Raw genomic sequence first — 21,958 nt, forward strand, 5'->3', positions numbered from 1 at the left:
TGTCGTTGTTGACCGTGCTGGGTGTCAGCTTTCAGGCCACAGGCGGTTTGTAACCGGCCATCGCCGCCGTGCTGGCGATGGCCGGGCAGGGCTTACTTCTTGCCCAGCCTGCGCAGTTCGTCGGACTCCACCACGCGAATGCCATCCTGCTCTTCCAGCGCCAGGCGCCACAATGCCCGCGCCAGTTCACAGGCTTCAATCCCGTGGTACTTGCCCGGCAGCAGTCGTGCCAGCGGCGCTGCCAAGCGCTCAGCGGTGCGTGGTTCGATGCGTTCGCCGAGCAGCAGGGACGGCCGCGCGATGGTGAGTTGCGGCCAGTCTTGTGCTTTCAGCGCTTCTTCCATTTCCCCTTTTACCCGGTTGTAGAACACCGACGATTTTGGGTCTGCGCCGAGTGCGCTCACCACCAGCAAGTGGCGTGCGCCCATTTCGCGGGCGCGCTTGCTGAAAGCAACAACCATGTCCAGGTCGACCGCGCGGAATGCCGTTTCTGAGCCTGCCTGTTTGATGGTGGTGCCCAGGCAGCAGAAGGCGATATCGACACGGCCGCTGAGTTGGGGCAGAAAAACCGCAGGGTCACCCACCGGGTTCTCTAGATGTGGGTGTTTGGCCAGTGGTCGACGGGTAGGGGCAAGAACGCGGCTGACGGTGGGTTCGCTGAGCAGCCGATCCAGTAAATGTTCACCGGTCAGTCCGGTGGCTCCGGCAAGCAGGATGTGCTGAGGCGTCAAGTACATGATGTCTCTCCCTTGATACAGTCAGCTTAGTGGCTCCGGGCGCTCTTTGCTTGTTCAGTTGTTTTTTCGTCACTCTGGAGGGCTTTGCGGGCCTGCTGCTGACGCAAACGCTGCCAGTGCGCAAGGACGCCTTTGGGGGCCCAGATCTGCGGTTCCGAGGCGTCGAAGTCTTCGTTGTGTTCACGCAAGGCTACTTGGGTGCGGGCCAGTTCGAAGGCGTTTTGCAGGTCGTCGGTCTGGTTCAGTGCCTGGGCAAACAGGGCATCGCCGAAGTAGGTGAAGTCGGCCTCTTCGGAGCAGCCGAAAGACACTCTGTCCGAGCGCGCGGCGGTCATGATCAGGGTCTTGTCGTCCTTGAGGGAGTCGATAAAGCCACCTGAGTAACACGCAGAGATGACAACAATTTTGTCTCGCCCTTTCAGGGGCGCAAGCGCTGTGGCCAGTTCGCCGGCCGGCAGGTCTGCCAGTTGCAGGCGCGGCTGATCGAGCACCAGTTCGTGAGTCTGGCTGCCGTGGCTGGTCAGGTAGATGAATACCAGGTCTTCCGGGCCGGTGCGTTCGGCGAGGGTGCGCGCGGCACGGGTCAGGTTTTCCCGGGTGGCCATCGTGCGGTCGGTCAAATGATCGCGGTGATTGGCCAGGGTGATTTGGCCAACGGCACCAAATCGGCTCTTGAGCATGCTGCTGACGTAGTCGGCCTCCCGCAGGAACACGCTCTGTTTGCCGTCGCCGGCCAGGACCAGGCTGTAGAGTTCTACCTCGGCGGTGGAGCGCGGCACGTTGTCGAGGGCTTGTTCGAGCAGCTTGCCTTGGTTGAGCAGTGCCAGTTCCAGTGGGTCGGACAGTGGTCGCCCCTGATCGTCACGAACCCGTTGGCCGTTGATCCAGTGTCCGCTCTCGACCTGGCCGTTTGGCAGGGTCAGCAGGCCTTTGCCTTGATACGTGTCGTTCTCGAAGCCACCCACATAAACGCTACCGTCTGCCAGTTGCAGGCGACCGTAACCGGAAAAGTGCCAGTCGCGGAAATCGCCTTTGTAGTGGCTGCCGTCGGTGGCGAACAGCTCACCTTTACCGCTGAGCGAGCCGTCTTCAAACTGGCCGATCCAGACATCGCCGTCGGCGTTTTCGTAGCGGCCCCGGCCTTCCAGGCGGTTGTCGCGGAACTCACCGATGTACTGATCACCATCGACGCTGTTGAAGGTGCCGCTGCCCTCCAGTTGGCCGTTGACGAAACGCCCGCTGAACTGGTTGCCGCTTGCATCGCTGCGCACCCCTTCGCCGTTGGGTTTGCCATGGGCGAACAGTCCTTGGTACTGACTGCCGTCTTCCAGCTCCAGGTGACCGGCGCCGCTGTACTGGTCGGCTTTGAACTGGCCTCGATAGGCCTGGCCGGCCTCTTTGAGCGTGCCTTCACCTTCACGACGACCAAGCTTGAAGCCACCTTGGTAGCTACTGTCTGCCGTCTTCAGTCGGCCCTGGCCATGGAACAGGCCTTGCTCAAACTGGCCAACATAGACTTCGCCGTTGCTGCCGTGCCATTCACCCTGGCCGTGCCATTGGCCGTTCAGGAAGCCTCCGGCGTACCAGCTGCCATTGGGGTAGTCTATGCGTCCACTGCCCTGCAACAGGCCATTCACCACCTCTCCGCGATAGCGACCACCGTCGGGCAGGCGGGCATCGGGCGGCGAAAGTGGTTCGCCGTCACCGCAGGCGGTGAGCAGCAGGGTCAGGGCGAGTGGGGCAAGTGGGCGCATAACGGGGTCCGGGTGGGTTAGCCGCCGAGTATGCCGCAGAATGCGCCGGTGGAAACAGCCGCGCCGGCGTGTTTCTACCGGCCATGTTTCGTCATACGAAGCAGAGTGACAGCGGTTCGGCGATGTACGCAGGTTTTTCTTCACCTTCGATTTCCAGGGTGGCGGTAGCCTTCAGCAACCACTGCCCTGGTTTCTTTTCGGTGGCTTCGGTGAGATCAACCTTGAGCCTTACCTGGCTGTTGACCTTTACCGGCTGGATAAAGCGGACGCTGTCCAGGCCGTAGTTGACCACCATTTTCAAGCCTTCAGGCAACACCAGAATGTCCAGCATCAGCGTAGGGATCAGTGACAGGGTCAGAAAGCCGTGAGCAATGGTCGTACCGAATGGCGTTTTTGCTGCCTTCTCGGGGTCAACGTGGATGAACTGAAAGTCGCCGGTGGCTTCGGCGAACAGGTTGATGCGTTCTTGGTCGATCTTCAGCCATGCGGAACGTCCCAGTTCCTTGCCAACATAGTCTTTGAGCGCTGTAACGGGTACATAGGGCATCGAGACTCTCCTGGTTGTCGTTGGTTTTCTTATGACTACGGTAGGTTCAAGCGTTTAAGATCAGCACGTCGGAGGGGGCCGGTCAAGTCAGCATGACTTGAACGAATATCTCGGTATAGGCACACCAGTAGGGTGCTTATAATGGCCGGCGGGCCTGAGGGAGATTTCTATGCTGTTGCGTGGTTTGACGTGGCTGGTGTTGTTTCAGTTGTTGGGGACAGCGATTAATCACTTGTTCCTGTCGATACTGCCGGGGCCAATTATCGGGCTCTTGCTCCTGCTGACGTACCTGATCGTCCGAGGTGAGGTCGGTGCGCCACTGAGCGAAGCCGCCAGCAGCCTGCTGCGCTATCTGCCATTGTTGCTGGTGCCGCCGGCAGTAGGGGTGATGGTTTATGCCGCCGATATCGCGGCGGATTTCTGGGCGATTGCCGGTGCATTGGTGCTTTCGCTACTCATTTCCATCGTCTTCGCAGGTGTCTTGATGCAGAAGCTCATCGCCCGTCAGGCGCGAGATGAGGAGCGGCCATGAACCTGGATTGGCACGGCGCCGTCGAGGCGGTCATTCATCACCCTTTGTTCGGTATCGGTATCACGCTGGGGGCCTATCAACTGGTGCTTGCCGCCTATGAGAAGACGCGCTGGATCTTTCTGCAGCCCGTGTTGATGTCGATGCTGGTCGTCATCAGCGTACTGCTGCTGTGTGGCTTGACCTACAGCGAATACCGTAAAAGTACCGAAATTCTCAATATTCTTCTCGGGCCTGCGACCGTCGCGCTGGCGGTGCCGCTGTACCTGAATCTGCGGCGTATTCGCCAGCTGTTTTGGCCGACGTTTACTACGCTGGTAATCGGAGGCGTGGTGGCGACTGGCGCCTGCCTGCTGTTGGGGTGGTGGTTTGGCGCCGAGCACATGATTCTGATGACCCTGGCGCCGAAGTCGGTGACCTCGCCGATTGCCATGTTGGTGGCCGAGCAGATTGGCGGCGTTGCGCCATTGGCGGCCGTGTTCGTATTGATCACTGGGGTGATTGGGGCCATTTTTGGTCCGGCGCTCTTGTCCCGTTGTGGTGTTCATAGCCCAGAGGCTCGTGGCATGGCGCTGGGCTTGACGGCACACGCGGTCGGTACTTCAGTGGCGTTGCAGGAAAGTGAGGAGTGCGGGGCCTTTGCGGCCCTGGCCATGAGCCTGATGGGCGTTGCCACGGCGGTCTTCCTGCCGTTGGCGGTCAGCCTGGTCGCGTGAGGAGTTGCCATGACGTTACCGCTGTTTCCGCTGAATACGGTGCTGTTTCCCGGCTGCTATCTGGATCTGCAGATCTTTGAGGCGCGCTACCTGGACATGATTGGCCGTTGCATGAAGCAGGGCGGTGGTTTCGGTGTGGTCTGTATTCTGGACGGTGCCGAAGTCGGTAGGGCTGCGCAGGGCTATGCCTCGATCGGCTGCGAGGCGCTGATTCGCGATTTTCAGCAGCAGGACAACGGCCTGCTCGGTATTCGTGTCGAAGGCACACGACGTTTTCGCGTGACCCAGGCCGAGGTGCAGAAGGATCAGTTGCTGTTGGCGCAGGTGCAGTGGCTGGCCGAACAGCCGGATCGCCCGTTGCGTGATCAGGACGAAGACCTGCGAGCGTTGCTCGTTGCGTTGGCCGAACATCCGATGGTCGAGGCGCTGAACATGCCGAGAGCCATTCTCGGGCAGCAGGCGTTGGCGAATCAATTGGCCTACCTGCTGCCGTTTGTCGAGGAAGACAAGCTCGACCTGCTGGCCATTGATGCGCCCCAACAGCGCCTGGATGCTATCCAGGCACTGCTTGATCGTTTACAGGGTGAGCTGTTCGCCTGACCATTCAGTACTGGTAGCGCGCCAGGGCTTGTGGCAATGCATGCAGGGTAAAAAAGGCGAGCAGTGCCGTACAGGCTGGAAGGATCAGCCACCATGCGCGTCGTGGCAGGGCGTTCAGTGGTGCGCGGTCCTGAATCAGTGTCAGGCTGCTCGCGCATACAAAACAGGCCAGCAGTGCCCCAGCGAGGATGTCGGTGGGCCAATGTGCGCCCAGGTAAACGCGTGAGCAGGCGATGGCCAGGGCCGGCAGGCAGCCCAGCATGACCCAGGTCAGACGCATGCGTGGTGGTTGTTCGCGCCCGGCCAGCACCGCAAGCACCAGAAAGAACGCAAACGACGCAGAACTATGCCCGCTGGGCATGCTGTAAGTGCCCAAAGGGTCGGTCAGCACGTCCGGGCGGGTGCGGGCGAATAACCACTTCAGGGTACCGTTGAGCAGTGCGGTGCCAATCAGGGTGGTCGCGGCAAAAAGGGCGTGTCGCCATTGCCGGGCCAGTAGCAGGAGCGCGGTCAGCAGGCCTCCTGCGATTAGCTGTGTTCGGAAGTCTCCCAGCCGTGTGACCATGACGGCTATATCATCGATCGCTTGGCTGCGGTTTTCCTGAATGACGGCCATCAAGCCTTGATCCAACTGTGTCAGGTGCGGCCAGCCGAAAAACAGCGCAATCAGCGCCAACAGGCTCAGCCCGGCCATCAGCCGGGTACCGCGTCGTTGGCTGCGCAGGCTGCCACTGATGCTCAGTGCAATCAGTACCGCCATGCCACCCGCCACGACACCGGCCTGCGGCCAGAAACCGTCCGGCAATGGCAGGCGCATGGCTGCACCCGTCGCCCAGCCCGGCAGCAGGTAGGCGATAGCCCAGCCAGCACCAGAAACCAGGCTGACCATGATAAAGCGCGGAATCGGCATGTCGAACATGCCCGCCACCATCGGCAGCATTGGGCGTAGCGGGCCGATAAAACGCCCGACCAGCAGGCTGGCGATACCATAGCGTTGGAAGTAGGTTTCAGCGCTGCCGATCCATTGCGGGTGTGTGCGCAGTAATGGCAGGCGCCGGATGTTCTGGTGGAAGTGCCGGCCCAGGGTATAGGAGATGGCATCGCCGAGCAGGCCGCCCAAATAGCCCAGTAACAGCGTTTCGCCCAGCGACAGGGCGCCGCTGCCTGCCAGTACGGCGATAGCGAACAGCAGCACGGTGCCAGGGACGATGATCCCGGCAATCGCCAGGCACTCGATACAGGCCACCACAAAAATCGCCAGGCCAAGCCACTGCGGGTGGGTGGTCAGCCAGCCGGTCAGGCTGTCGAGCCATGCGCCCATAGGTTCAAATTCCTTGTGTCAGTAAAAAGTAGTCTTGCCCCTCGACCTGCCCTCGGCGCAACGGGTTGCGGGTGCAGTAACGGGCGAATTCGGCATCAACGAAACGATACAGCAGATGCTCATCGCGGCCGCGGGGTATGCCCAGGCGAGTGGTCTGAATAATGTGTTTCACAATAATGCTGCAGTCGTCGACAAACAGTCGCTCGGGGTCAAAGCGTTGGGCGTCCCACTCGGGCACCTTTAGCCCCAGTGCCTTGCACAGCAGGGTTTGCCCGGCGCAAAGGCGTTCAGGTTGGCGTGGCTGGCCGCGGGTATCAGGATTGTTCGCTTGCATTTGCGCCAGGCTGTCGGCATCGGAACAGGCGTCTAGCCATGGGTAGCCGGATTTGATCAGCACAGCATTACCGGGGCCTTGGGCGCTGAAGTTCAGCGAGTCGCCACCGCGGGCGTAGTACATATAGATGTGTCCACCCTCGAGAAACAGGGCTTTGCGCTTTTCTGTGTAGCCCAGCGAGGCGTGGCTGCCTTTTTCGGCGCAGTAGTAGGCTTCGGTTTCGATGATGCGCGCCGAGAGCCAGTAGGGACCCTGTCGGTGACGGATGACCTTGCCGAGCAAGGCTTTGGCCAGGGTTTGCGCATCACGGTCAAAAAATGTATCGGGCAGTGGCCGGCAAGCGTTCGGCGTAGGCATCATCGATCATCGTTGGAAGCTGGCGCCGATCATAGCAATTTATCGTCCGCAGAGCCGGCGTGTACAAGGGTCGCGCCTATCGTCAGGGCCGTTTTGGGCGGTTGATTTCGACCATCCGCCAGCCACTGCTGGGCGTTCACCTGCATGACAGTTATAATCAGCCGATTTCCCCTTCGCCAAGACACTGAGCCCCATGACTGAGTCCGTTCTTGACTACATGACCCGCCTGGGTCGCGCTGCCCGTGAGGCGGCCCGCGTCATTGGCCGTGCCAGCACTGCGCAGAAGAACCGCGCGCTGCAGGCTGCTGCCAATGCGCTGGACGCTGCCCGCGCCGAACTGTCCGCTGCCAACGAGCAGGACCTGGCTGCTGGCCGTGCCAATGGCCTTGAGCCGGCCATGCTCGAGCGCCTGGCGCTGACGCCAGCACGTATCGACAGCATGATCGTCGGCTTGCGTCAGGTCGCCAGCCTGCCAGACCCGGTCGGGGCGATTCGCGACATGAGCTACCGCCCTTCGGGCATTCAGGTGGGCAAGATGCGTGTGCCGCTGGGTGTCGTCGGGATCATCTATGAGTCGCGGCCTAACGTGACCATCGATGCTGCGAGCCTGTGCCTGAAGTCCGGCAACGCCACCATCTTGCGTGGCGGCTCGGAGGCCATTCATTCCAATCGCGCGATTGCCGCCTGCATCCAGCGTGGCCTGGCTGAAGCCGGCCTGCCTGCGGCGGTGGTGCAAGTGGTCGAGGTCACTGACCGTGCGGCGGTCGGCGCGCTGATCAGCATGCCGGAGTATGTCGACGTGATCGTGCCCCGTGGCGGCAAGGGCCTGATCGAGCGGGTCAGTCGCGAAGCCCGCGTACCGGTGATCAAGCACCTGGACGGCATCTGCCACGTGTATGTGGCCGAGCATGCTGATCTGGAAAAGGCCCGGCGTATTGCCTTCAATGCCAAGACCTACCGCTATGGCATCTGCGGCGCGATGGAAACCCTGCTGGTCGATCAGCGTGTTGCGGCGGAGTTCCTGCCGGCAATGGCGACCCTGTTCAGGGAAAAAGGCGTTGAGTTGCGTGGTTGCGAACGTACCCGTCAGTACATCGAGGCGCTGCCTGCCACGGAAGAAGACTGGCACACTGAGTACCTGGATGCGATTCTGTCGATCCGAGTGGTCGATGGCCTGGATCAGGCTATTGAACATATCAACCACTACGGCTCGCACCATACCGATTCCATCGTGACCGAGCATCAGGGCCTGGCCCGGCGTTTTATTGCCGAGGTCGACTCGGCGTCGGTCATGCTCAATACCCCGACCTGCTTTGCCGACGGGTTCGAGTACGGCCTGGGCGCCGAGATCGGTATTTCCACCGACAAGCTGCATGCCCGTGGTCCGGTTGGCCTGGAAGGGTTGACCTGCGAGAAATATGTTGTGATCGGCGACGGCCAGTTACGCGGCCAGGAGTCGCTCTGACTTGGTTGAGCATGCCCCACTCGCCGCTGCTGTCAGCGTGCCGCCCCAGCGGCGCATTGGCGTGCTCGGCGGAACCTTCGACCCCGTGCATATCGGTCACCTGCGCAGTGCGCTGGAGGTTGCCGAAGTGCTGGGGCTCGATGAGTTGCGGCTGATGCCCAATGCTCGACCGCCGCACCGCGATACCCCGCAGGTGTCGGCGCTCGACCGTTTGGCAATGGTCGAACAGGCGGTGCGTGGCGTGCCGTTGCTGACAGTCGATGCCCGGGAGTTGTCCCGTGATAGACCGTCGTACACCATTGAAACGCTGGAGCTGATGCGGGCCGAGCTGGCTGCTGAAGACCAGTTGTTCCTGTTGTTGGGTTGGGATGCCTTTTGTGGCTTGCCCAGTTGGCACCGTTGGGATGAGTTGCTGAAACACTGCCACATCCTGGTGCTGCAACGCCCGGATGCCGACGTTGAGCCGCCGGATGCGTTGCGCAACCTGCTGGCCGCACGCTCGGTCAGCGATCCACAGGCCCTGGTTGGGCCTGCCGGGCAAATTGCATTCGTCTGGCAAACGCCGCTGGCGGTTTCCGCCACGCAAATCCGACAGCTGCTGGCCAATGGCAAGTCGGTGCGTTTTCTGGTTCCAGACGCAGTACTGGCCTATATCGAGGCGCACGGCTTGTACCGTACGCCGAACTGAAGGGCACGCCGCGAGGCGGCCCCTACTTACGAGCTGAATGAGTTTTATATGAAGAACCAAGCAATCAACGCCGAAACACTGGTCGAACTGACCCAAGCGGCACTGGCTGACGTCAAGGCCCAGGACATCCTGGTGATCGACGTGCGTGACAAGCACAGCCTCACCGACTACATGATCATCGCTACCGGTACCTCCAACCGTCAGATCAACGCGATGCTGGAAAAGGTTCGCGAGAACGTCAAGAAGCACGGCGCTCAGCCGCTGGGCGAAGAAGGCAAGGGCGAAAGCGATTGGGTTCTGCTGGACCTGGGTGATGTCATCGTTCACATGATGACCGCCGCTGCACGTCAGTTCTATGACCTGGAACGTCTGTGGCAGGGCGCTGAGCAGAGCCGTGCTGCCGACGGCAAGCACCACTCGCCGGAGCATTCGCACGAGCACTTCGACAAGCTCCGCGACAAGGAATAAGGAAGCGTCGTGCGTCTGCGTCTGATCGCGGTTGGCTCGCGCATGCCCAAGTGGGTTGAAGACGGCTGGCATGAATATGCCAAGCGTCTACCTTCTGAGCTGTCGCTGGAGCTGGTGGAAATTCCACTCAATACCCGAGGCAAGAATGCCGATGTCGCCCGCCTGATCCGTCAGGAGGGCGAAGCCATGCTGGCCAAAGTCCAGCCGGGGGAACGTATCGTCACGCTGGAGGTCCATGGCAAGCCCTGGAGCACCGAACAGCTGGCGGTCGAGCTGGACCGCTGGCGGCTGGATTCGCGTACGGTCAACTTCATGGTCGGTGGCCCCGAGGGGCTGGCGCCGGAAGTCTGTGCACGCAGTGAACAGCGTTGGTCGCTGTCACCCTTGACCCTGCCGCACCCGCTTGTACGGATACTCATCGGCGAACAGCTGTATCGCGCCTGGACGGTTCTGTCCGGGCACCCTTACCACAAATAAGCCGTAAGCCTCCGTAATGTCGCAGCCGATTCGCCTCAAGGATCACGAGAAAGACGCCCGTCTGGTGCGTAGCCGCGTCGTGGTCGGTGCGGTGGCGGTCGTCTTGCTGGTGTGCGTGCTGATTGTTCGCCTCTACTACCTGCAGGTCATTCAGTACGACTATCACTCCACGCTGTCGGAAAACAATCGGGTGCATGTACAGCCGATTCCGCCGACCCGTGGGCTGATCTTCGACCGTAATGGGGTGATCGTCGCCGATAACCGCCCAAGCTTCAGCTTGAGCATGACCCGTGAGCGGGCTGGCGACTGGCGTCAGGTGCTCGATGTAATCGTCGAAGTGCTGCAACTGACCCCCGATGACCGTGCGTTGTTTGAAAAACGCATGAAGCAAGGGCGTCGTCCTTTCGAGCCGGTGCCCATCCTGTTCGAGCTGACGGAGGAGCAGATTGCCCGCATTGCGGTGAATCAGTTCCGCCTGCCGGGTGTCGAAGTGGTTGCGCAGTTGGTCCGGCACTATCCGCAAGGGCCGCATTTTGCTCATTCGGTGGGTTACGTCGGGCGGATCAACGAGAAAGAACTCAAGACCCTCGACCCGGTCAACTACAGCGGTACACACCACATTGGCAAAACCGGTATCGAACGATTCTATGAACCGGAATTGCATGGTCAGGTGGGTTACGAGGAAGTCGAGACCAATGCCCGTGGCCGTGTACTGCGTGTACTCAAGCGCACTGACCCGGTGCCGGGCAAAGATATCGTTCTAAGCCTCGACATCAAGCTGCAGGAGGCCGCAGAAGCAGCGCTGGGCGGGCGCCGAGGTGCCATTGTGGCCCTTGATCCTCGTACCGGCGAGGTGTTGGCGATGGTTAGCCAGCCGAGCTTCGACCCGAACCTGTTCGTGACCGGCATCAGTTTCAAGGCCTATGCCGAGTTGCGTGATTCCATTGATCGGCCACTGTTCAACCGTGTACTGCGTGGTCTTTATCCGCCGGGCTCGACGATCAAGCCGGCTGTGGCGATTGCTGGTCTCGACACGGGGGTGGTGACCGCCGGCACGCGGGTGTTTGACCCTGGCTACTACCAGTTGCCCAACTACGACCACAAGTACCGTAACTGGAACCGTACCGGCGATGGCTGGGTCGACCTGGACACGGCAATCATGCGCTCCAACGACACCTACTTTTACGACCTGGCGCACAAGATGGGCATCGACCGGTTGGCCAACTACATGAACCGCTTTGGTATTGGCCAAAAAGTGGCGTTGGACATGTTCGAAGAGTCGCCTGGGTTGATGCCGTCTCGTGAGTGGAAGCGGGCGACCCGTCGTCAGGCCTGGTTCCCGGGTGAAACGCTGATTCTTGGTATTGGCCAGGGCTACATGCAGGCGACGCCGTTGCAGTTGGCTCAGGCCACTGCGTTGATTGCCAACAAGGGCAAGTGGAACCGTCCGCACCTGGCCAAGACCATCGAAGGTCAGCCGCCGGTGGATGAGAACCCGATGGAAGACATCGTGTTGCGTGACAAGTCCGACTGGAACAAGGTCACCCACGGCATGGAGCAGGTGATGCAAGGTGCACGGGGTACTGCGCGCAAGGCCTCGATTGGTGCCCAATACCGGATTGCGGGCAAGAGTGGTACGGCTCAGGTGGTGGCGATCAAGCAGGGCGAGAAGTACGACCGTAACAAGTTGCAGGAACGCCACCGTGACCACGCACTGTTTGTCGGCTTTGCACCGGCTGACGATCCGAAGATTGTCGTATCGGTGATGGTCGAGAACGGCGAGTCTGGCTCGGGCGTTGCCGCGCCAGTTGTGCGGCAGGTCATGGATGCCTGGCTGCTTGATGAACATGGGCGGCTCAAACCGGAGTACGTCACACCTTCTGTCGCTCAGGAACCTGCCCAGTGAAAAGCAATTTCGATCGCATGCTTTCCAGTGAGGACGTCATGCGCCGTCGGGCGACGTTCCTCCAGCGTATCCACGTTGATGGCCCGTTGCTCGTTCTCTTGTTGACCTTGGCTGCAGGCAGCCTGTTCGTGCTGTATTCGGCCAGCGGGAAGAACTGGGACCTGTTGCTCAAGCAGGCCAGTTCATTCGGTATTGGCCTGGTCTCGATGTTCATCATCGCGCAGTTCGAGCCGCGGTTCATGGCGCGCTGGGTACCACTGGCCTACGTCTTCGGTGTGATCTTGCTGGTCGTGGTGGATGTCATGGGGCACAACGCCATGGGCGCAACGCGCTGGATCAACATCCCGGGCGTGATTCGCTTCCAGCCTTCGGAATTCATGAAGATCATCATGCCTGCCACCATTGCCTGGTACCTGGCCAAGCGCACGCTGCCGCCACACTTGAAGCATGTGGTGATCAGTCTGGTGATGATCGGCGTGCCGTTCATCTTGATCGTCCGTCAACCGGACCTGGGTACCGCACTGCTGATTCTGGCCTCGGGTGCCTTCGTGCTGTTCATGGGCGGGCTGAAGTGGCGCTGGATCATCAGTGTGGTCGCCGCTGCTGTGCCTGTGGCGGTGGCGATGTGGTTCTTCGTCATGCACGACTACCAGAAGCAGCGCGTGCTGACCTTTCTCGACCCGGAAAGCGATCCGTTAGGCACAGGCTGGAACATTATCCAGTCCAAGGCAGCCATTGGATCGGGCGGTGTGTTCGGCAAGGGCTGGCTGCTGGGCACGCAGTCGCACCTGGACTTTCTTCCGGAAAGCCATACGGACTTCATTATCGCTGTCATGGGTGAGGAGTTCGGGTTGGTAGGGATCTGCGCGCTGTTGCTGATTTACATGTTGTTGATCGGACGCGGCCTGGTGATTACTGCCCAGGCGCAAACGCTGTTCGGCAAACTGCTGGCGGGCAGCCTGACCATGACGTTCTTCGTCTATGTTTTTGTCAATATCGGTATGGTCAGCGGCTTGCTGCCCGTGGTGGGGGTGCCGCTGCCCTTCATTAGTTATGGTGGAACTTCGTTGGTGACGCTGCTGTCAGCGTTTGGGGTTTTAATGTCGATTCATACGCACCGTAAATGGATCGCACAAGCTTGAATAAGGTGAAGAATTTCATGCAAGCAATGCGTGGCTGGGCGGCTCGTTGCGCGCCTTGGGTTGGCCTTTTCGGCCTGCTCGGCTCGGCGCAACAGGCTGTGGCTGGCGACTATGACGGCTCGCCTCAGGTGGCCGAGTTCGTCGGCGAAATGACCCGTGACTACGGTTTTGCTGGTGAGCAGTTGATCGGGATATTTCGTGAGGTCGAGCGCAAACAGTCGATTCTCGATGCCATTTCCCGACCTGCTGAGCGGGTAAAACCCTGGAAGGAATATCGCCCGATGTTCCTGACCGATGCACGTATCGCCCGCGGCGTGGATTTCTGGCGCCAGCACGAGGCTGCTCTGGCCCGTGCCGAGCAGGAGTACGGTGTTCCCGCCCAGGTCATTGTGGCGATCATTGGCGTTGAAACCTTCTTTGGACGCAATACAGGCAACTATCGGGTCATTGATGCCTTGTCGACGCTTGGCTTCGACTATCCACCGCGTGCCGAGTTTTTCCGCAAGGAACTGCGTGAGTTCCTGTTGCTGGCCCGTGAAGAACAGGTCGACCCGCTGACCCTCAAGGGTTCTTACGCCGGCGCCATGGGGCTGCCGCAGTTCATGCCGAGCAGTTTTCGGGCTTACGCGGTGGACTTTGACGGCGACGGCCATATCAATATCTGGAACGACCCGGACGATGCCATTGGCAGTGTCGCCAGTTATTTCAAGCGCCACGGTTGGGTGGCCGGCGAGGGTGTGGTCAGCCGTGCCATGGTCCGCGGTGAACGCGTGGATGAAGGGCTGACGCCTGGAATCGAGCCAGTTCGAACGGTTGGGGAGTTGCGGGCACTGGGCTGGTCAAGCCATGATGTGCTGCGCGATGATCTGCCGGTCACCGCTTTTCGGCTTGAAGGCGACAACGGCCCTGAGTATTGGCTGGGCCTCAAGAACTTCTATGCGATCACGCGCTACAACCGCAGCGTGATGTACGCCATGGCGGTACATCAACTTTCGGACCTGCTGGTTCAAGCACGAGGCGCCAAATAAATGCGCGTATCGCTCACTACTTCGTTGCAACTGCTCGGTGTGGCAGCCCTGGGGCTGGTGCTGGTCAGTTGTTCCACCGGTCGTTCACCACAACAGGGCGGTATCCGCTCGCAGCCAGGCCTGGACATCAACCGTGCCCACAAGGACGGCGCGCCCTGGTGGGATGTCGATGTCTCGAAGATCCCCGATGCGACGCCTACGGTGCACAACGGCCCGTACAAGGCCAACCCCTATACGGTGCTGGGCAAGACCTACTACCCGATGGGCGAGTCGCGCAACTACGTGGCCCAAGGTACCGCTTCTTGGTACGGCACCAAGTTTCATGGCCAGAACACCGCCAACGGAGAGGTCTACGACCTGTATGGCATGAGCGCGGCGCACAAGACCTTGCCGCTGCCAAGCTACGTGCGGGTGACTAACCTGGACAACAACCGCAGTGTGATTTTGCGGGTCAACGACCGTGGCCCGTTCTACTCCGACCGGATCATTGACCTGTCGTATGCCGCAGCGAAAAAGCTTGGCTACGCTGAGACCGGCACGGCGCGTGTGCGTGTTGAAGGTATTGATCCGCAACAGTGGTGGGCCCAGCGCGGCCGACCTGCACCGCTGGTGCTGGAGCAGCCACAGGTAGCGCAGGCCCAGCCGCTGTCGAGCAATACCGGGACGGTCGAGCAGTGGACGCCACCACCGCAGCAGCATGCGGCGGCGGTGGTGCCGGTTCAGGTCGCCAGCAACACGGCCCCGGCCGGCGCTGGCATGTACTTGCAGGTCGGCGCATTTGCCAACCCGGATGCCGCCGAATTGCTGCGTTCCAAGCTCAGCACCATGGTGAGCGCCCCGGTGTTCATCAGTTCGATCGTGCGCAATCAGCAGACCCTGCACCGGGTTCGCATGGGGCCGATCAGCAACCCGGGCGAAGCCCAACAAATGCAGGACAGTGTGCGTCTGGCCAATCTGGGCCAGCCGAAAGTTGTCACGGCAGACTGACTCAGGGGGCCTGATCAGTCTGTTGTGAAATACGCCGGTCGGTGTGCTCAAGTGCGAACGACCGGCGCGGCAAAACAGTCTGTACAATGCCTGTTTTGCTCATCAGGCCACGCGCCTGGAACGTTTTGCCCTTGCGGGCATGAGCCCATTAGCCATTTCGAGAGACGGATGAACATCACCACCTTTGCCAAACGCCTTTGCCTGCTTGTCCCGCTGATGATCACCCCTGCCGCATTCGCGGCAGAGCAGATGATGCCGTCGCCGCCACAACTGGCAGCCAAGTCCTACGTGCTCATGGAAGCCTCAAGCGGCAACATTCTGGTTGAGAACAATGGCGACGAGCGTCTGCCGCCGGCCAGCCTGACCAAGCTGATGACCGCCTACATCGCGACCCTGGATATCCGTCGCGGGCAGATCGGCGAGAACGATCCTGTGACTGTCAGCGAAAACGCCTGGCGTACCGGCGGTTCGCGCATGTTCATCAAGGTGGGTACCCAGGTCAGCGTCAGCGACCTGCTGCACGGCATCATCATCCAGTCGGGCAACGACGCCAGCGTGGCGCTGGCCGAGCACATCGCGGGCAGCGAAGATGCGTTCGCCGACATGATGAACAAGACAGCTGGCGATCTGGGCATGAGCAACAGCCACTTCATGAACCCGACCGGCCTGCCGAACCCAGAGCATTACTCGTCGGCACACGACATGGCCCTGCTGGCCCGTGCGATCATCCACGAAGACCCGGCTCACTATGCGATCTACTCGCAGAAAGAGTTCTTCTGGAACAACATCAAGCAGCCGAACCGCAACCTGCTGCTGTGGCGTGACAAGACCGTCGACGGCCTGAAAACCGGCCATACCGATGAAGCCGGCTACTGCATGGTATCCTCGGCTGTACGCGACGGCATGCGCCTGATCGCGGTGGTCTTCGGCACTAACAGCGAACAGGCTCGTGCAGCCGAAACGCAAAAGCTGCTGACCTACGGCTTCCGTTTCTTCGAAACCCAGACCTTCTACCAGAAGGGTACCGAGTTGGCACAGGCGCCGGTCTGGAAGGGCGCCACCAGTCAGGTCAAGGCCGGTTTGGCCGAAGACCTGAGCATGACTTTGCCTAAAGGCCAATTGAAGAAGCTGGCTGCCAGCATGACCATGAACCCGCAGCTGACTGCGCCTATCGCCAAAGGTGACGTAATCGGTAAAGTGGAAGTCAAACTGGATGACAATGTGGTGCATAGCGCCGACCTGATTGCCTTGGACGGCGTGGAAGAGGGTGGTTTCTTCCGTCGTGTGTGGGATAGCATTCGGCTATTCTTCTACGGGTTGTTCAACTGATATCGTGACCTGCACGCCCTCGCCATATTCAGGTGAGGGCGTTGTTGTTGCCACGGCTTACGAGGCCGTTACTGCCATGAGCGTACCTGACGTCAAGTCGCACACTATTGAGTTCCCCTGCCTCGATTACCCGATCAAGGTAATCGGCGATACCGTGGTCAATTTCAAGGACACGGTCATCGAGATCCTGAGCAAATATGCCAAGATCGACCTGCAGACACTGGCCGAGCGCCAGAGCAGCAATGGCAAGTACACCACGGTGCAACTGCACATCGAAGCGACCGGTGAAGATCAACTGCGAGATATCAATAGCGCCCTGCGTGCTACTGGCATCGTGCATATGGTGCTTTGATGCCCGCAAGCCTGGGCTTTCGCGAACTCGGCCTGTTGCCTTATGAACCTGTCTGGCAGGCCATGCGTCGGTTTACCGACACGCGTGGGCCGCAGACCGGTGATGAGGTCTGGCTGGTTGAGCACCCTCCGGTGTTCACCCAGGGGCAGGCTGGCAAGGCTGAGCATTTGCTGTTGCCGGGTGATATTCCGGTGGTGCAGGTCGATCGCGGAGGCCAGGTGACCTACCATGGTCCTGGCCAGTTGGTGGCGTATCTGCTGCTGGATGTGCGCCGGCTGGGTTTCGGCGTACGAGATCTGGTAAGCCGCATTGAGCGCTGCCTGATCGATCTGTTGGCGAGCTACGGTGTTGAAGCCGCCGCCAAGCCTGACGCCCCGGGTGTCTACGTCGATGGAGCAAAGATCGCTTCCCTCGGCTTGCGAATTCGCAATGGCTGTTCATTCCATGGCCTTGCCTTGAACGTGGACATGGACCTTGCGCCATTCCGTCGTATTAATCCCTGTGGGTATGCGGGGCTGGCAATGACCCAGCTGCGCGACCAGGCAGGCCCGATCGAACTCTCCGAGGTAAGGGCAAGGCTGCGTGCGCAGCTGGTCAAGCACCTCGACTATGCTGAGCAGACGACCCTTACGGGCGGAATCGACTGATTATGACTACTGTTGTGCAAGAACCGCTGGAGAGCAGCGCGCCGAACGTGACCGCTGCGCTGGACGCGTCGGCTGCGCCGGCCCCCCGGGCGAAAGTTGAAGCCGGTGTAAAACTGCGTGGCGCCGAAAAGGTTGCGCGTATTCCGGTGAAGATCATCCCTACCGAAGAGCTGCCGAAGAAACCTGACTGGATCCGCGTGCGTATCCCGGTTTCGCCGGAAGTCGACCGCATCAAGCAACTGCTGCGCAAGCACAAGCTGCACAGCGTGTGTGAAGAAGCCTCATGCCCGAACCTGGGTGAGTGCTTCTCCGGGGGCACCGCCACCTTCATGATCATGGGTGATATCTGCACCCGCCGTTGCCCGTTCTGCGACGTGGGTCATGGCCGCCCCAAACCATTGGATGTCGATGAGCCGAAGAACCTGGCAGTTGCCATCGCCGACCTGCGCCTGAAGTACGTGGTCATCACCTCGGTGGACCGTGACGACCTGCGTGACGGTGGTGCTCAGCACTTCGCCGACTGCCTGCGCGAGATCCGTGCGCTGTCTCCAGGCGTGCAGTTGGAGACCTTGGTTCCGGACTACCGTGGTCGTATGGACGTGGCCCTTGCCATCACCGCGCAAGAGCCGCCAGACGTGTTCAACCACAACCTGGAAACCGTACCGCGCCTGTACAAGGCTGCGCGTCCGGGGTCTGATTTCGAGTGGTCGCTGGACCTGCTGCAAAAGTTCAAGCAACTGGTACCGCACGTTCCGACCAAGTCCGGCCTGATGCTCGGCCTGGGCGAGACGGATGAGGAAGTCATTGAGGTCATGCAGCGCATGCGCGAGCACGATATCGACATGCTGACCCTCGGCCAGTACCTGCAGCCGTCGCGCAGCCACCTGCCGGTACAGCGCTTTGTTCACCCGGATACCTTCGCCTGGTTCGCCGAGGAAGGTTATCGGATGGGCTTCAAGAACGTTGCGTCCGGCCCGCTGGTGCGTTCGTCCTACCATGCCGATCAGCAGGCTCATGAGGCCAAGATCAAGCTCTGATTCGACATGAACGAAAAATGCCGACGCCCGTCTTCATGAGGGTGTCGGCATTTTTGTGTGCGCTACAGGAAAGTCTGCCGCTGGCAGCCTGAACCGCCCCGTTGGGCGTGCTAGCGTGCCTGCTGGTTGCGCAGGCTCTCCAGCAGCTTATGGGTCGGGTAACCGTCTGCCGGCCAGCCCAGGGCTTGCTGTGCGCTACGAATTGCCTTGCGGGTATTGGCCCCGATGATGCCGTCGGCGCTGCCGGCGTCGTAGTTGCTGGCACTGAGCAGGTTCTGCAATTCCATGCGCTCACTACGGCTCAGCGGCAGATCATCTTTTGGCCAGTCACCGCGGATGTAGCCAGACCCATCGAAACGCTGTGCCAGCAGGCTGACGGCCAGGGCGTACGACGATGAGTTGTTGTACTTGAGGATGGCGCGGAAGTTGTCCAGTACCAGGAAGGCCGGGCCGCGAGCGCCGGCAGGCAGCAGCAGGGCTGCAGACAGTTGTTCGCTACCCGCGGGTACTTGCGTTCCAGGGGGAAGTTGCAGGCCCAGTTGCAGCCATTCTGCGACCGTCTTGCGTTGAGAACCGTCCGCCAGCCAGTAGTCGAAGCCGGGTTTCAGGCCAACTTCAAAACCCCAAGGCTCGCCGCGTTTCCAGCCTGAGCTTTGCAGGTAGTGGGCGGTCGATGCGAGGGCGTCGGCGGTGCTGTTCCAGATGTCACGGCGACCGTCACCGTCGAAGTCTACCGCGTGGGTGTTGTAGGTCGTCGGGATAAACTGGGTCTGGCCCATGGCACCGGCCCATGAGCCCAGCATGGCCTCGGGCTGGATGTCGCCGTTCTGCAGGATCTGCAGGGCAGCGAGGAGCTGCGCCTGTGCGAAGGCCGGGCGGCGGCCTTCGTAGGCCAGGGTGGCGAGCGAGCGGATCACCGATTTGCTGCCCTGGAACTGGCCGAAGTTACTTTCCATGCCCCAGACGGACACCAGTGTGGTGCGGTCGACGCCATACCGTTGTTCGATGCGTGCCAGCAGCTCGGCGTTCTGGTTGAGCAGGGCTTGGCCTTTGCGAACACGTACAGGCGAGACAGCGCCGTCGAGGTATTCCCAGACGGGGCGTGTGAATTCGGGTTGACTGCGGTCGGCCTTGATCACGCTCATGTCAGGGGTGATATTAAAAAACGCGCGGTCAAAGGTCGCCGGATTGATACCGGCTTGCAGGGCCTGCTGGCGGAAGCCGGCTTGCCATTGAGCGAAGCTCTGCAGGGGTTGCACATCGTCGATCGGATCGGCGCTGGCAGTGGGCTGGGGTGCAGCAGAAGCGGATTGTGTCGGCGCTAGCGGCAGCGCATCGGCGGCGGTCGGCTTCTCCGCGCAGGCGACAAGCAGGATGAGGCTGGAGGCAGCGATCAGTTGGCGGGGTTGCCAACGGCGGGAAAGGCAAAAGGGCATGCACAGGTCCAGTAATTCAAGTCAGGTGTTGACCATACCATGCTTGCCGGATTCCTGCCTTCATGCGGCCAAAAAGTAAGAAGCCTCCCAATCTCTCGATTGGAAGGCTTCGCGGCGGTAGCTGCCTTTGCCCTTGCCTGAGCGTTCCTGGCGGCTACGGAACAGGGGCTGGGCGATGATGGACTTGGCTTTGTTGGGGCCGGGTTTGGCCGGTTTCTTGCTCATTACAGGAGCTCCTGCGATGGGGGTGTTGGCGCGCACTATAGGCCCTTGCATTCGTGTGGGCAATCTTACGGGCTTACCGGCTATCTGCTCGTTGTGGCATGGGTTGTTGCGCGATGCATACATCGCTGGCGGGGCGGTATCGCCAGGTTTGGCGTGATGCTATTCGGCAGGTAATGTCAGACGTTGGCCGGCCATCAGCAGCGACAGACGTGCCAGGCTGGTCCAGGGAGAGCCCTGTGCCTGCCCCTTAATCTGTGCATCAATGCGTTGGGCATCCTGCAGCAGCTGGCTCCAGCGTTGCGCCGAATGACGTTGCAAGGCTTTGCTCATCAGCGGCCGGCGTTTATCCCAGACCGGCGGTTTGGCCTGGCTGAATGCCTTGTCCAGCGGCACGCCCTGGCTGTACTGCTGGGAAAGGCCAGCCAGCAGGCGCAGTTCCCGGGCCAATGCCCAGAGAATGACCGGTGGCTCAACCCCTTCACCGCGCAAGCCTTCGAGCATGCGCAGGGCATGGGCAGCTTCGCCATTAAGAATGGCGTCGACCAGGCCAAAGACATCGAAGCGGGCACTGTCGGCCACGGCGGCCTGTACCGTTTCGACGGTGATCTGATTGCCATCGGCCAGTAACTTGAGCTTTTCGATTTCCTGAGCAGCGGCGAGCAGGTTGCCCTCCACGCGCGCGGCAATCAGCTCTACTGCATCGCGTTGGGCTGCCAGGCCGGCTTGAGACAGGCGTTGGCTGATCCATTGCGGCAGTTGATTGTTGTCCACCGGCCAGATCTGAATGAACTGGACGTGCTGACCGTCAACCAGCGCCTTGCCCCACTTGGTTTTTTGCGCGCTGCCGTCGAGTTTTGGCAGGCTGATCAGCAGCAGGGTGTCTTCGGCAGGGTTGGAGCAGTACTCAATCAGCGCCGCGGCGCCTTTGTCACCGGGCTTGCCTGAAGGCAGGCGCAGTTCCAGCAGGCGTCGTTGAGCGAACAGCGACAAGCTGGCGCCTGCTTGAAGCAGCGTGCCCCAGTCGAAGTTGGCATCTGCGCTGAACACCTGGCGTTCGTCGAAGCCTTGCTGGCGAGCTGCCGCGCGAATCGCGTCGGCGGCTTCCTGGCACAGCAGCGGGTCATCGCCGCTAACCACGTAGACCGGGGCGAGCGAACCTTGCAGGTGCTTGTTGAGTTGGGCAGGTGTGAGTTTCATCGCGGAGTGCGGGGCACCGAAGTGCCCCGTTCAGGCTCAGTTGGCTGGGATTTCCAGCGGGGATTGCTGCGGCGTTTCGTCCTGGGCGCGACGGGCGGCTTCGAGGGCATCAGCCTCGGCCTTGGCGCGCGCCTCGGCTTCCATTTGCAGGGTTTCAAGTTGGGCCGGGGTGATCAACTGCAAGCGCAGGACCATCTTCTGGACCATCTCGCGGCGCATTTCATCGCGAACCTGGCTGGCTTCCTGGTCGGAGCCCGTAAGGTTGTTGCTGTCATGCACATAGATCTTTTGTACTTCCAGCTTGTCGGCAAGGAGGCTGGTGTTGTTCTGGCCGCGGATCTCGAAGCTCAGGGTGTCGGTGAGTTCATACTCGACCGAGCGAGCAGAGCCTGCATAGCTGGCGGCGCGCTGGGTATTGTCTTCACGGGCCAGGAACAGCTTGTATGGGGCGCCGGCATGCACGTTCACGCCGCTGCTTTTCAGAACCTGGCGCAGTTGCGTCACAGTATCGCCATAGGCGTCGCGAGCACTGACATCGAGCTCCTTGAGCGCCAGGTCGGTGGTGCCGGTGCCGCGCAGTTGGAAGCCGCAGGCGCTGAGCATTACGGCCAGGCCCATCACCAGCAGGTTGCGTTTGATCATGTTGTTGCTCCCTTGAAACCTTGTAAGCCGATTCTGT

General features: G+C 60.7%; 24 protein-coding genes. 15 read left to right on the forward strand and 9 right to left on the reverse strand.

Annotated elements, in window-relative coordinates; genetic code table 11:
• Positions 1–92: 92 nt before the first annotated feature.
• The 3 genes from EKA13_RS16050 to EKA13_RS16060 all read right to left on the reverse strand — a co-directional run bounded on the left by EKA13_RS16050 (position 93) and on the right by EKA13_RS16060 (position 3,038).
• Positions 93–737 carry an oxidoreductase gene (locus tag EKA13_RS16050; protein ID WP_065760341.1) on the reverse strand — a complete coding sequence of 215 codons (645 nt, stop codon included), beginning with the start codon at positions 735–737 and terminating at the stop codon, positions 93–95.
• A 26-nt stretch (positions 738–763) separates the two neighbouring features.
• A complete protein-coding gene (locus EKA13_RS16055; protein WP_065760342.1) occupies positions 764–2,491 on the reverse strand; it encodes a C13 family peptidase in 1,728 nt (575 codons plus the stop codon).
• Positions 2,492–2,582: 91 nt separating this feature from the next.
• Positions 2,583–3,038, reverse strand: coding sequence for a MaoC family dehydratase (locus tag EKA13_RS16060; RefSeq protein ID WP_065760343.1), 456 nt, complete (start codon positions 3,036–3,038; stop codon positions 2,583–2,585).
• 169 nt (positions 3,039–3,207) lie between these two features.
• On the opposite strand from EKA13_RS16060, the gene EKA13_RS16065 reads away from it, so the two are divergent.
• From EKA13_RS16065 to EKA13_RS16075, 3 genes are read left to right on the forward strand one after another with little or no spacing between them, the layout of a single operon-like run.
• Positions 3,208–3,570, forward strand: coding sequence for a CidA/LrgA family protein (locus tag EKA13_RS16065; protein WP_065760344.1), 363 nt, complete (start codon positions 3,208–3,210; stop codon positions 3,568–3,570).
• A 2-nt stretch (positions 3,571–3,572) separates the two neighbouring features.
• Positions 3,573–4,283: an LrgB family protein gene (locus EKA13_RS16070; protein WP_176717438.1), complete on the forward strand. Its 711-nt coding sequence runs from the start codon at positions 3,573–3,575 to the stop codon at positions 4,281–4,283.
• Between the two features lie 9 nt (positions 4,284–4,292).
• Positions 4,293–4,883, forward strand: a complete 591-nt coding sequence (locus EKA13_RS16075) for an LON peptidase substrate-binding domain-containing protein (RefSeq protein WP_065760346.1) — start codon at positions 4,293–4,295, stop codon at positions 4,881–4,883.
• A 4-nt stretch (positions 4,884–4,887) separates the two neighbouring features.
• Here the strand turns inward: EKA13_RS16075 and EKA13_RS16080 are convergent, their stop codons facing one another.
• Both EKA13_RS16080 and EKA13_RS16085 read right to left on the reverse strand, forming a co-directional pair.
• The gene (locus tag EKA13_RS16080; protein WP_065760347.1) at positions 4,888–6,204 is read right to left on the reverse strand and encodes a bifunctional DedA family/phosphatase PAP2 family protein; all 1,317 of its coding nucleotides are present in this window, start codon (positions 6,202–6,204) and stop codon (positions 4,888–4,890) included.
• A gap of 4 nt (positions 6,205–6,208) precedes the next feature.
• Positions 6,209–6,895, reverse strand: coding sequence for a DNA-3-methyladenine glycosylase (locus EKA13_RS16085; RefSeq protein WP_065760373.1), 687 nt, complete (start codon positions 6,893–6,895; stop codon positions 6,209–6,211).
• Between the two features lie 193 nt (positions 6,896–7,088).
• Here EKA13_RS16085 and EKA13_RS16090 point away from each other — a divergent pair, with 193 nt between their 5' ends.
• The 12 genes from EKA13_RS16090 (at position 7,089) to lipA (ending at position 18,421) form a co-directional block, all read left to right on the forward strand.
• Positions 7,089–8,360 carry a glutamate-5-semialdehyde dehydrogenase gene (locus EKA13_RS16090; protein ID WP_065760348.1) on the forward strand — a complete coding sequence of 424 codons (1,272 nt, stop codon included), beginning with the start codon at positions 7,089–7,091 and terminating at the stop codon, positions 8,358–8,360.
• Position 8,361: 1 nt separating this feature from the next.
• Positions 8,362–9,048 carry a nicotinate-nucleotide adenylyltransferase gene (gene nadD, locus EKA13_RS16095; RefSeq protein ID WP_065760349.1) on the forward strand — a complete coding sequence of 229 codons (687 nt, stop codon included), beginning with the start codon at positions 8,362–8,364 and terminating at the stop codon, positions 9,046–9,048.
• A 48-nt stretch (positions 9,049–9,096) separates the two neighbouring features.
• Entirely contained in the window at positions 9,097–9,516 is a 420-nt protein-coding gene (rsfS, locus tag EKA13_RS16100; protein WP_065760350.1) for a ribosome silencing factor, read from the forward strand.
• Positions 9,517–9,525: 9 nt separating this feature from the next.
• Positions 9,526–9,993, forward strand: a complete 468-nt coding sequence (gene rlmH, locus EKA13_RS16105; protein WP_065760351.1) for a 23S rRNA (pseudouridine(1915)-N(3))-methyltransferase RlmH — start codon at positions 9,526–9,528, stop codon at positions 9,991–9,993.
• Between the two features lie 16 nt (positions 9,994–10,009).
• Complete coding sequence (gene mrdA / locus EKA13_RS16110; RefSeq protein WP_065760352.1) at positions 10,010–11,899, forward strand: penicillin-binding protein 2; 1,890 nt, start codon at positions 10,010–10,012, stop codon at positions 11,897–11,899.
• A 38-nt stretch (positions 11,900–11,937) separates the two neighbouring features.
• Positions 11,938–13,041, forward strand: a complete 1,104-nt coding sequence (gene rodA / locus EKA13_RS16115) for a rod shape-determining protein RodA (protein ID WP_065760374.1) — start codon at positions 11,938–11,940, stop codon at positions 13,039–13,041.
• 17 nt (positions 13,042–13,058) lie between these two features.
• Positions 13,059–14,069 carry a lytic murein transglycosylase B gene (gene mltB, locus EKA13_RS16120; RefSeq protein WP_065760353.1) on the forward strand — a complete coding sequence of 337 codons (1,011 nt, stop codon included), beginning with the start codon at positions 13,059–13,061 and terminating at the stop codon, positions 14,067–14,069.
• On the forward strand, positions 14,070–15,056 hold the full coding sequence (locus EKA13_RS16125; RefSeq protein ID WP_065760354.1) for a septal ring lytic transglycosylase RlpA family protein: 987 nt from the start codon (positions 14,070–14,072) through the stop codon (positions 15,054–15,056).
• 168 nt (positions 15,057–15,224) lie between these two features.
• A complete protein-coding gene (locus tag EKA13_RS16130; protein WP_065760355.1) occupies positions 15,225–16,385 on the forward strand; it encodes a D-alanyl-D-alanine carboxypeptidase family protein in 1,161 nt (386 codons plus the stop codon).
• A gap of 76 nt (positions 16,386–16,461) precedes the next feature.
• On the forward strand, positions 16,462–16,737 hold the full coding sequence (locus EKA13_RS16135) for a DUF493 domain-containing protein (protein ID WP_065760356.1): 276 nt from the start codon (positions 16,462–16,464) through the stop codon (positions 16,735–16,737).
• Positions 16,737–17,384, forward strand: a complete 648-nt coding sequence (gene lipB / locus EKA13_RS16140) for a lipoyl(octanoyl) transferase LipB (protein ID WP_065760357.1) — start codon at positions 16,737–16,739, stop codon at positions 17,382–17,384. Before EKA13_RS16135 ends, lipB begins: the two co-directional genes overlap by 1 nt.
• A gap of 2 nt (positions 17,385–17,386) precedes the next feature.
• On the forward strand, positions 17,387–18,421 hold the full coding sequence (gene lipA / locus EKA13_RS16145; RefSeq protein ID WP_065760358.1) for a lipoyl synthase: 1,035 nt from the start codon (positions 17,387–17,389) through the stop codon (positions 18,419–18,421).
• Positions 18,422–18,531: 110 nt separating this feature from the next.
• Here the strand turns inward: lipA and EKA13_RS16150 are convergent, their stop codons facing one another.
• From EKA13_RS16150 to EKA13_RS16165, 4 genes are all read right to left on the reverse strand, one after another.
• On the reverse strand, positions 18,532–19,857 hold the full coding sequence (locus EKA13_RS16150) for a lytic murein transglycosylase (RefSeq protein WP_065760359.1): 1,326 nt from the start codon (positions 19,855–19,857) through the stop codon (positions 18,532–18,534).
• Between the two features lie 60 nt (positions 19,858–19,917).
• On the reverse strand, positions 19,918–20,082 hold the full coding sequence (gene arfA / locus EKA13_RS16155) for an alternative ribosome rescue factor ArfA (protein WP_065760360.1): 165 nt from the start codon (positions 20,080–20,082) through the stop codon (positions 19,918–19,920).
• Positions 20,083–20,241: 159 nt separating this feature from the next.
• The gene (gene holA, locus EKA13_RS16160; RefSeq protein WP_065760361.1) at positions 20,242–21,279 is read right to left on the reverse strand and encodes a DNA polymerase III subunit delta; all 1,038 of its coding nucleotides are present in this window, start codon (positions 21,277–21,279) and stop codon (positions 20,242–20,244) included.
• Positions 21,280–21,315: 36 nt separating this feature from the next.
• Positions 21,316–21,921, reverse strand: a complete 606-nt coding sequence (locus tag EKA13_RS16165) for an LPS-assembly lipoprotein LptE (protein WP_065760362.1) — start codon at positions 21,919–21,921, stop codon at positions 21,316–21,318.
• Positions 21,922–21,958: the final 37 nt, after the last annotated feature.

It is taken from the genome of Pseudomonas defluvii, from assembly GCF_001695625.1.
In the GTDB taxonomy this organism is placed as follows: domain Bacteria; phylum Pseudomonadota; class Gammaproteobacteria; order Pseudomonadales; family Pseudomonadaceae; genus Aquipseudomonas; species Aquipseudomonas defluvii.

What these genes read in the sequence shown, in the direction of transcription:
- EKA13_RS16150 (WP_065760359.1), bottom strand. Translation starts at nt 19,857, where the DNA reads ATGCCCTTTTGCCTTTCCCGCCGTTGGCAACCCCGCCAACTGATCGCT.
- EKA13_RS16055 (WP_065760342.1), bottom strand. Translation starts at nt 2,491, where the DNA reads ATGCGCCCACTTGCCCCACTCGCCCTGACCCTGCTGCTCACCGCCTGC.
- mltB (WP_065760353.1), top strand. Translation starts at nt 13,059, where the DNA reads ATGCAAGCAATGCGTGGCTGGGCGGCTCGTTGCGCGCCTTGGGTTGGC.
- EKA13_RS16075 (WP_065760346.1), top strand. Translation starts at nt 4,293, where the DNA reads ATGACGTTACCGCTGTTTCCGCTGAATACGGTGCTGTTTCCCGGCTGC.
- EKA13_RS16135 (WP_065760356.1), top strand. Translation starts at nt 16,462, where the DNA reads ATGAGCGTACCTGACGTCAAGTCGCACACTATTGAGTTCCCCTGCCTC.
- EKA13_RS16090 (WP_065760348.1), top strand. Translation starts at nt 7,089, where the DNA reads ATGACTGAGTCCGTTCTTGACTACATGACCCGCCTGGGTCGCGCTGCC.
- arfA (WP_065760360.1), bottom strand. Translation starts at nt 20,082, where the DNA reads ATGAGCAAGAAACCGGCCAAACCCGGCCCCAACAAAGCCAAGTCCATC.
- EKA13_RS16085 (WP_065760373.1), bottom strand. Translation starts at nt 6,895, where the DNA reads ATGCCTACGCCGAACGCTTGCCGGCCACTGCCCGATACATTTTTTGAC.
- rsfS (WP_065760350.1), top strand. Translation starts at nt 9,097, where the DNA reads ATGAAGAACCAAGCAATCAACGCCGAAACACTGGTCGAACTGACCCAA.
- rodA (WP_065760374.1), top strand. Translation starts at nt 11,938, where the DNA reads ATGCGCCGTCGGGCGACGTTCCTCCAGCGTATCCACGTTGATGGCCCG.
- mrdA (WP_065760352.1), top strand. Translation starts at nt 10,010, where the DNA reads ATGTCGCAGCCGATTCGCCTCAAGGATCACGAGAAAGACGCCCGTCTG.
- holA (WP_065760361.1), bottom strand. Translation starts at nt 21,279, where the DNA reads ATGAAACTCACACCTGCCCAACTCAACAAGCACCTGCAAGGTTCGCTC.
- EKA13_RS16130 (WP_065760355.1), top strand. Translation starts at nt 15,225, where the DNA reads ATGAACATCACCACCTTTGCCAAACGCCTTTGCCTGCTTGTCCCGCTG.
- EKA13_RS16050 (WP_065760341.1), bottom strand. Translation starts at nt 737, where the DNA reads ATGTACTTGACGCCTCAGCACATCCTGCTTGCCGGAGCCACCGGACTG.
- EKA13_RS16065 (WP_065760344.1), top strand. Translation starts at nt 3,208, where the DNA reads ATGCTGTTGCGTGGTTTGACGTGGCTGGTGTTGTTTCAGTTGTTGGGG.
- EKA13_RS16080 (WP_065760347.1), bottom strand. Translation starts at nt 6,204, where the DNA reads ATGGGCGCATGGCTCGACAGCCTGACCGGCTGGCTGACCACCCACCCG.
- lipB (WP_065760357.1), top strand. Translation starts at nt 16,737, where the DNA reads ATGCCCGCAAGCCTGGGCTTTCGCGAACTCGGCCTGTTGCCTTATGAA.
- EKA13_RS16165 (WP_065760362.1), bottom strand. Translation starts at nt 21,921, where the DNA reads ATGATCAAACGCAACCTGCTGGTGATGGGCCTGGCCGTAATGCTCAGC.
- EKA13_RS16125 (WP_065760354.1), top strand. Translation starts at nt 14,070, where the DNA reads ATGCGCGTATCGCTCACTACTTCGTTGCAACTGCTCGGTGTGGCAGCC.
- EKA13_RS16060 (WP_065760343.1), bottom strand. Translation starts at nt 3,038, where the DNA reads ATGCCCTATGTACCCGTTACAGCGCTCAAAGACTATGTTGGCAAGGAA.
- lipA (WP_065760358.1), top strand. Translation starts at nt 17,387, where the DNA reads ATGACTACTGTTGTGCAAGAACCGCTGGAGAGCAGCGCGCCGAACGTG.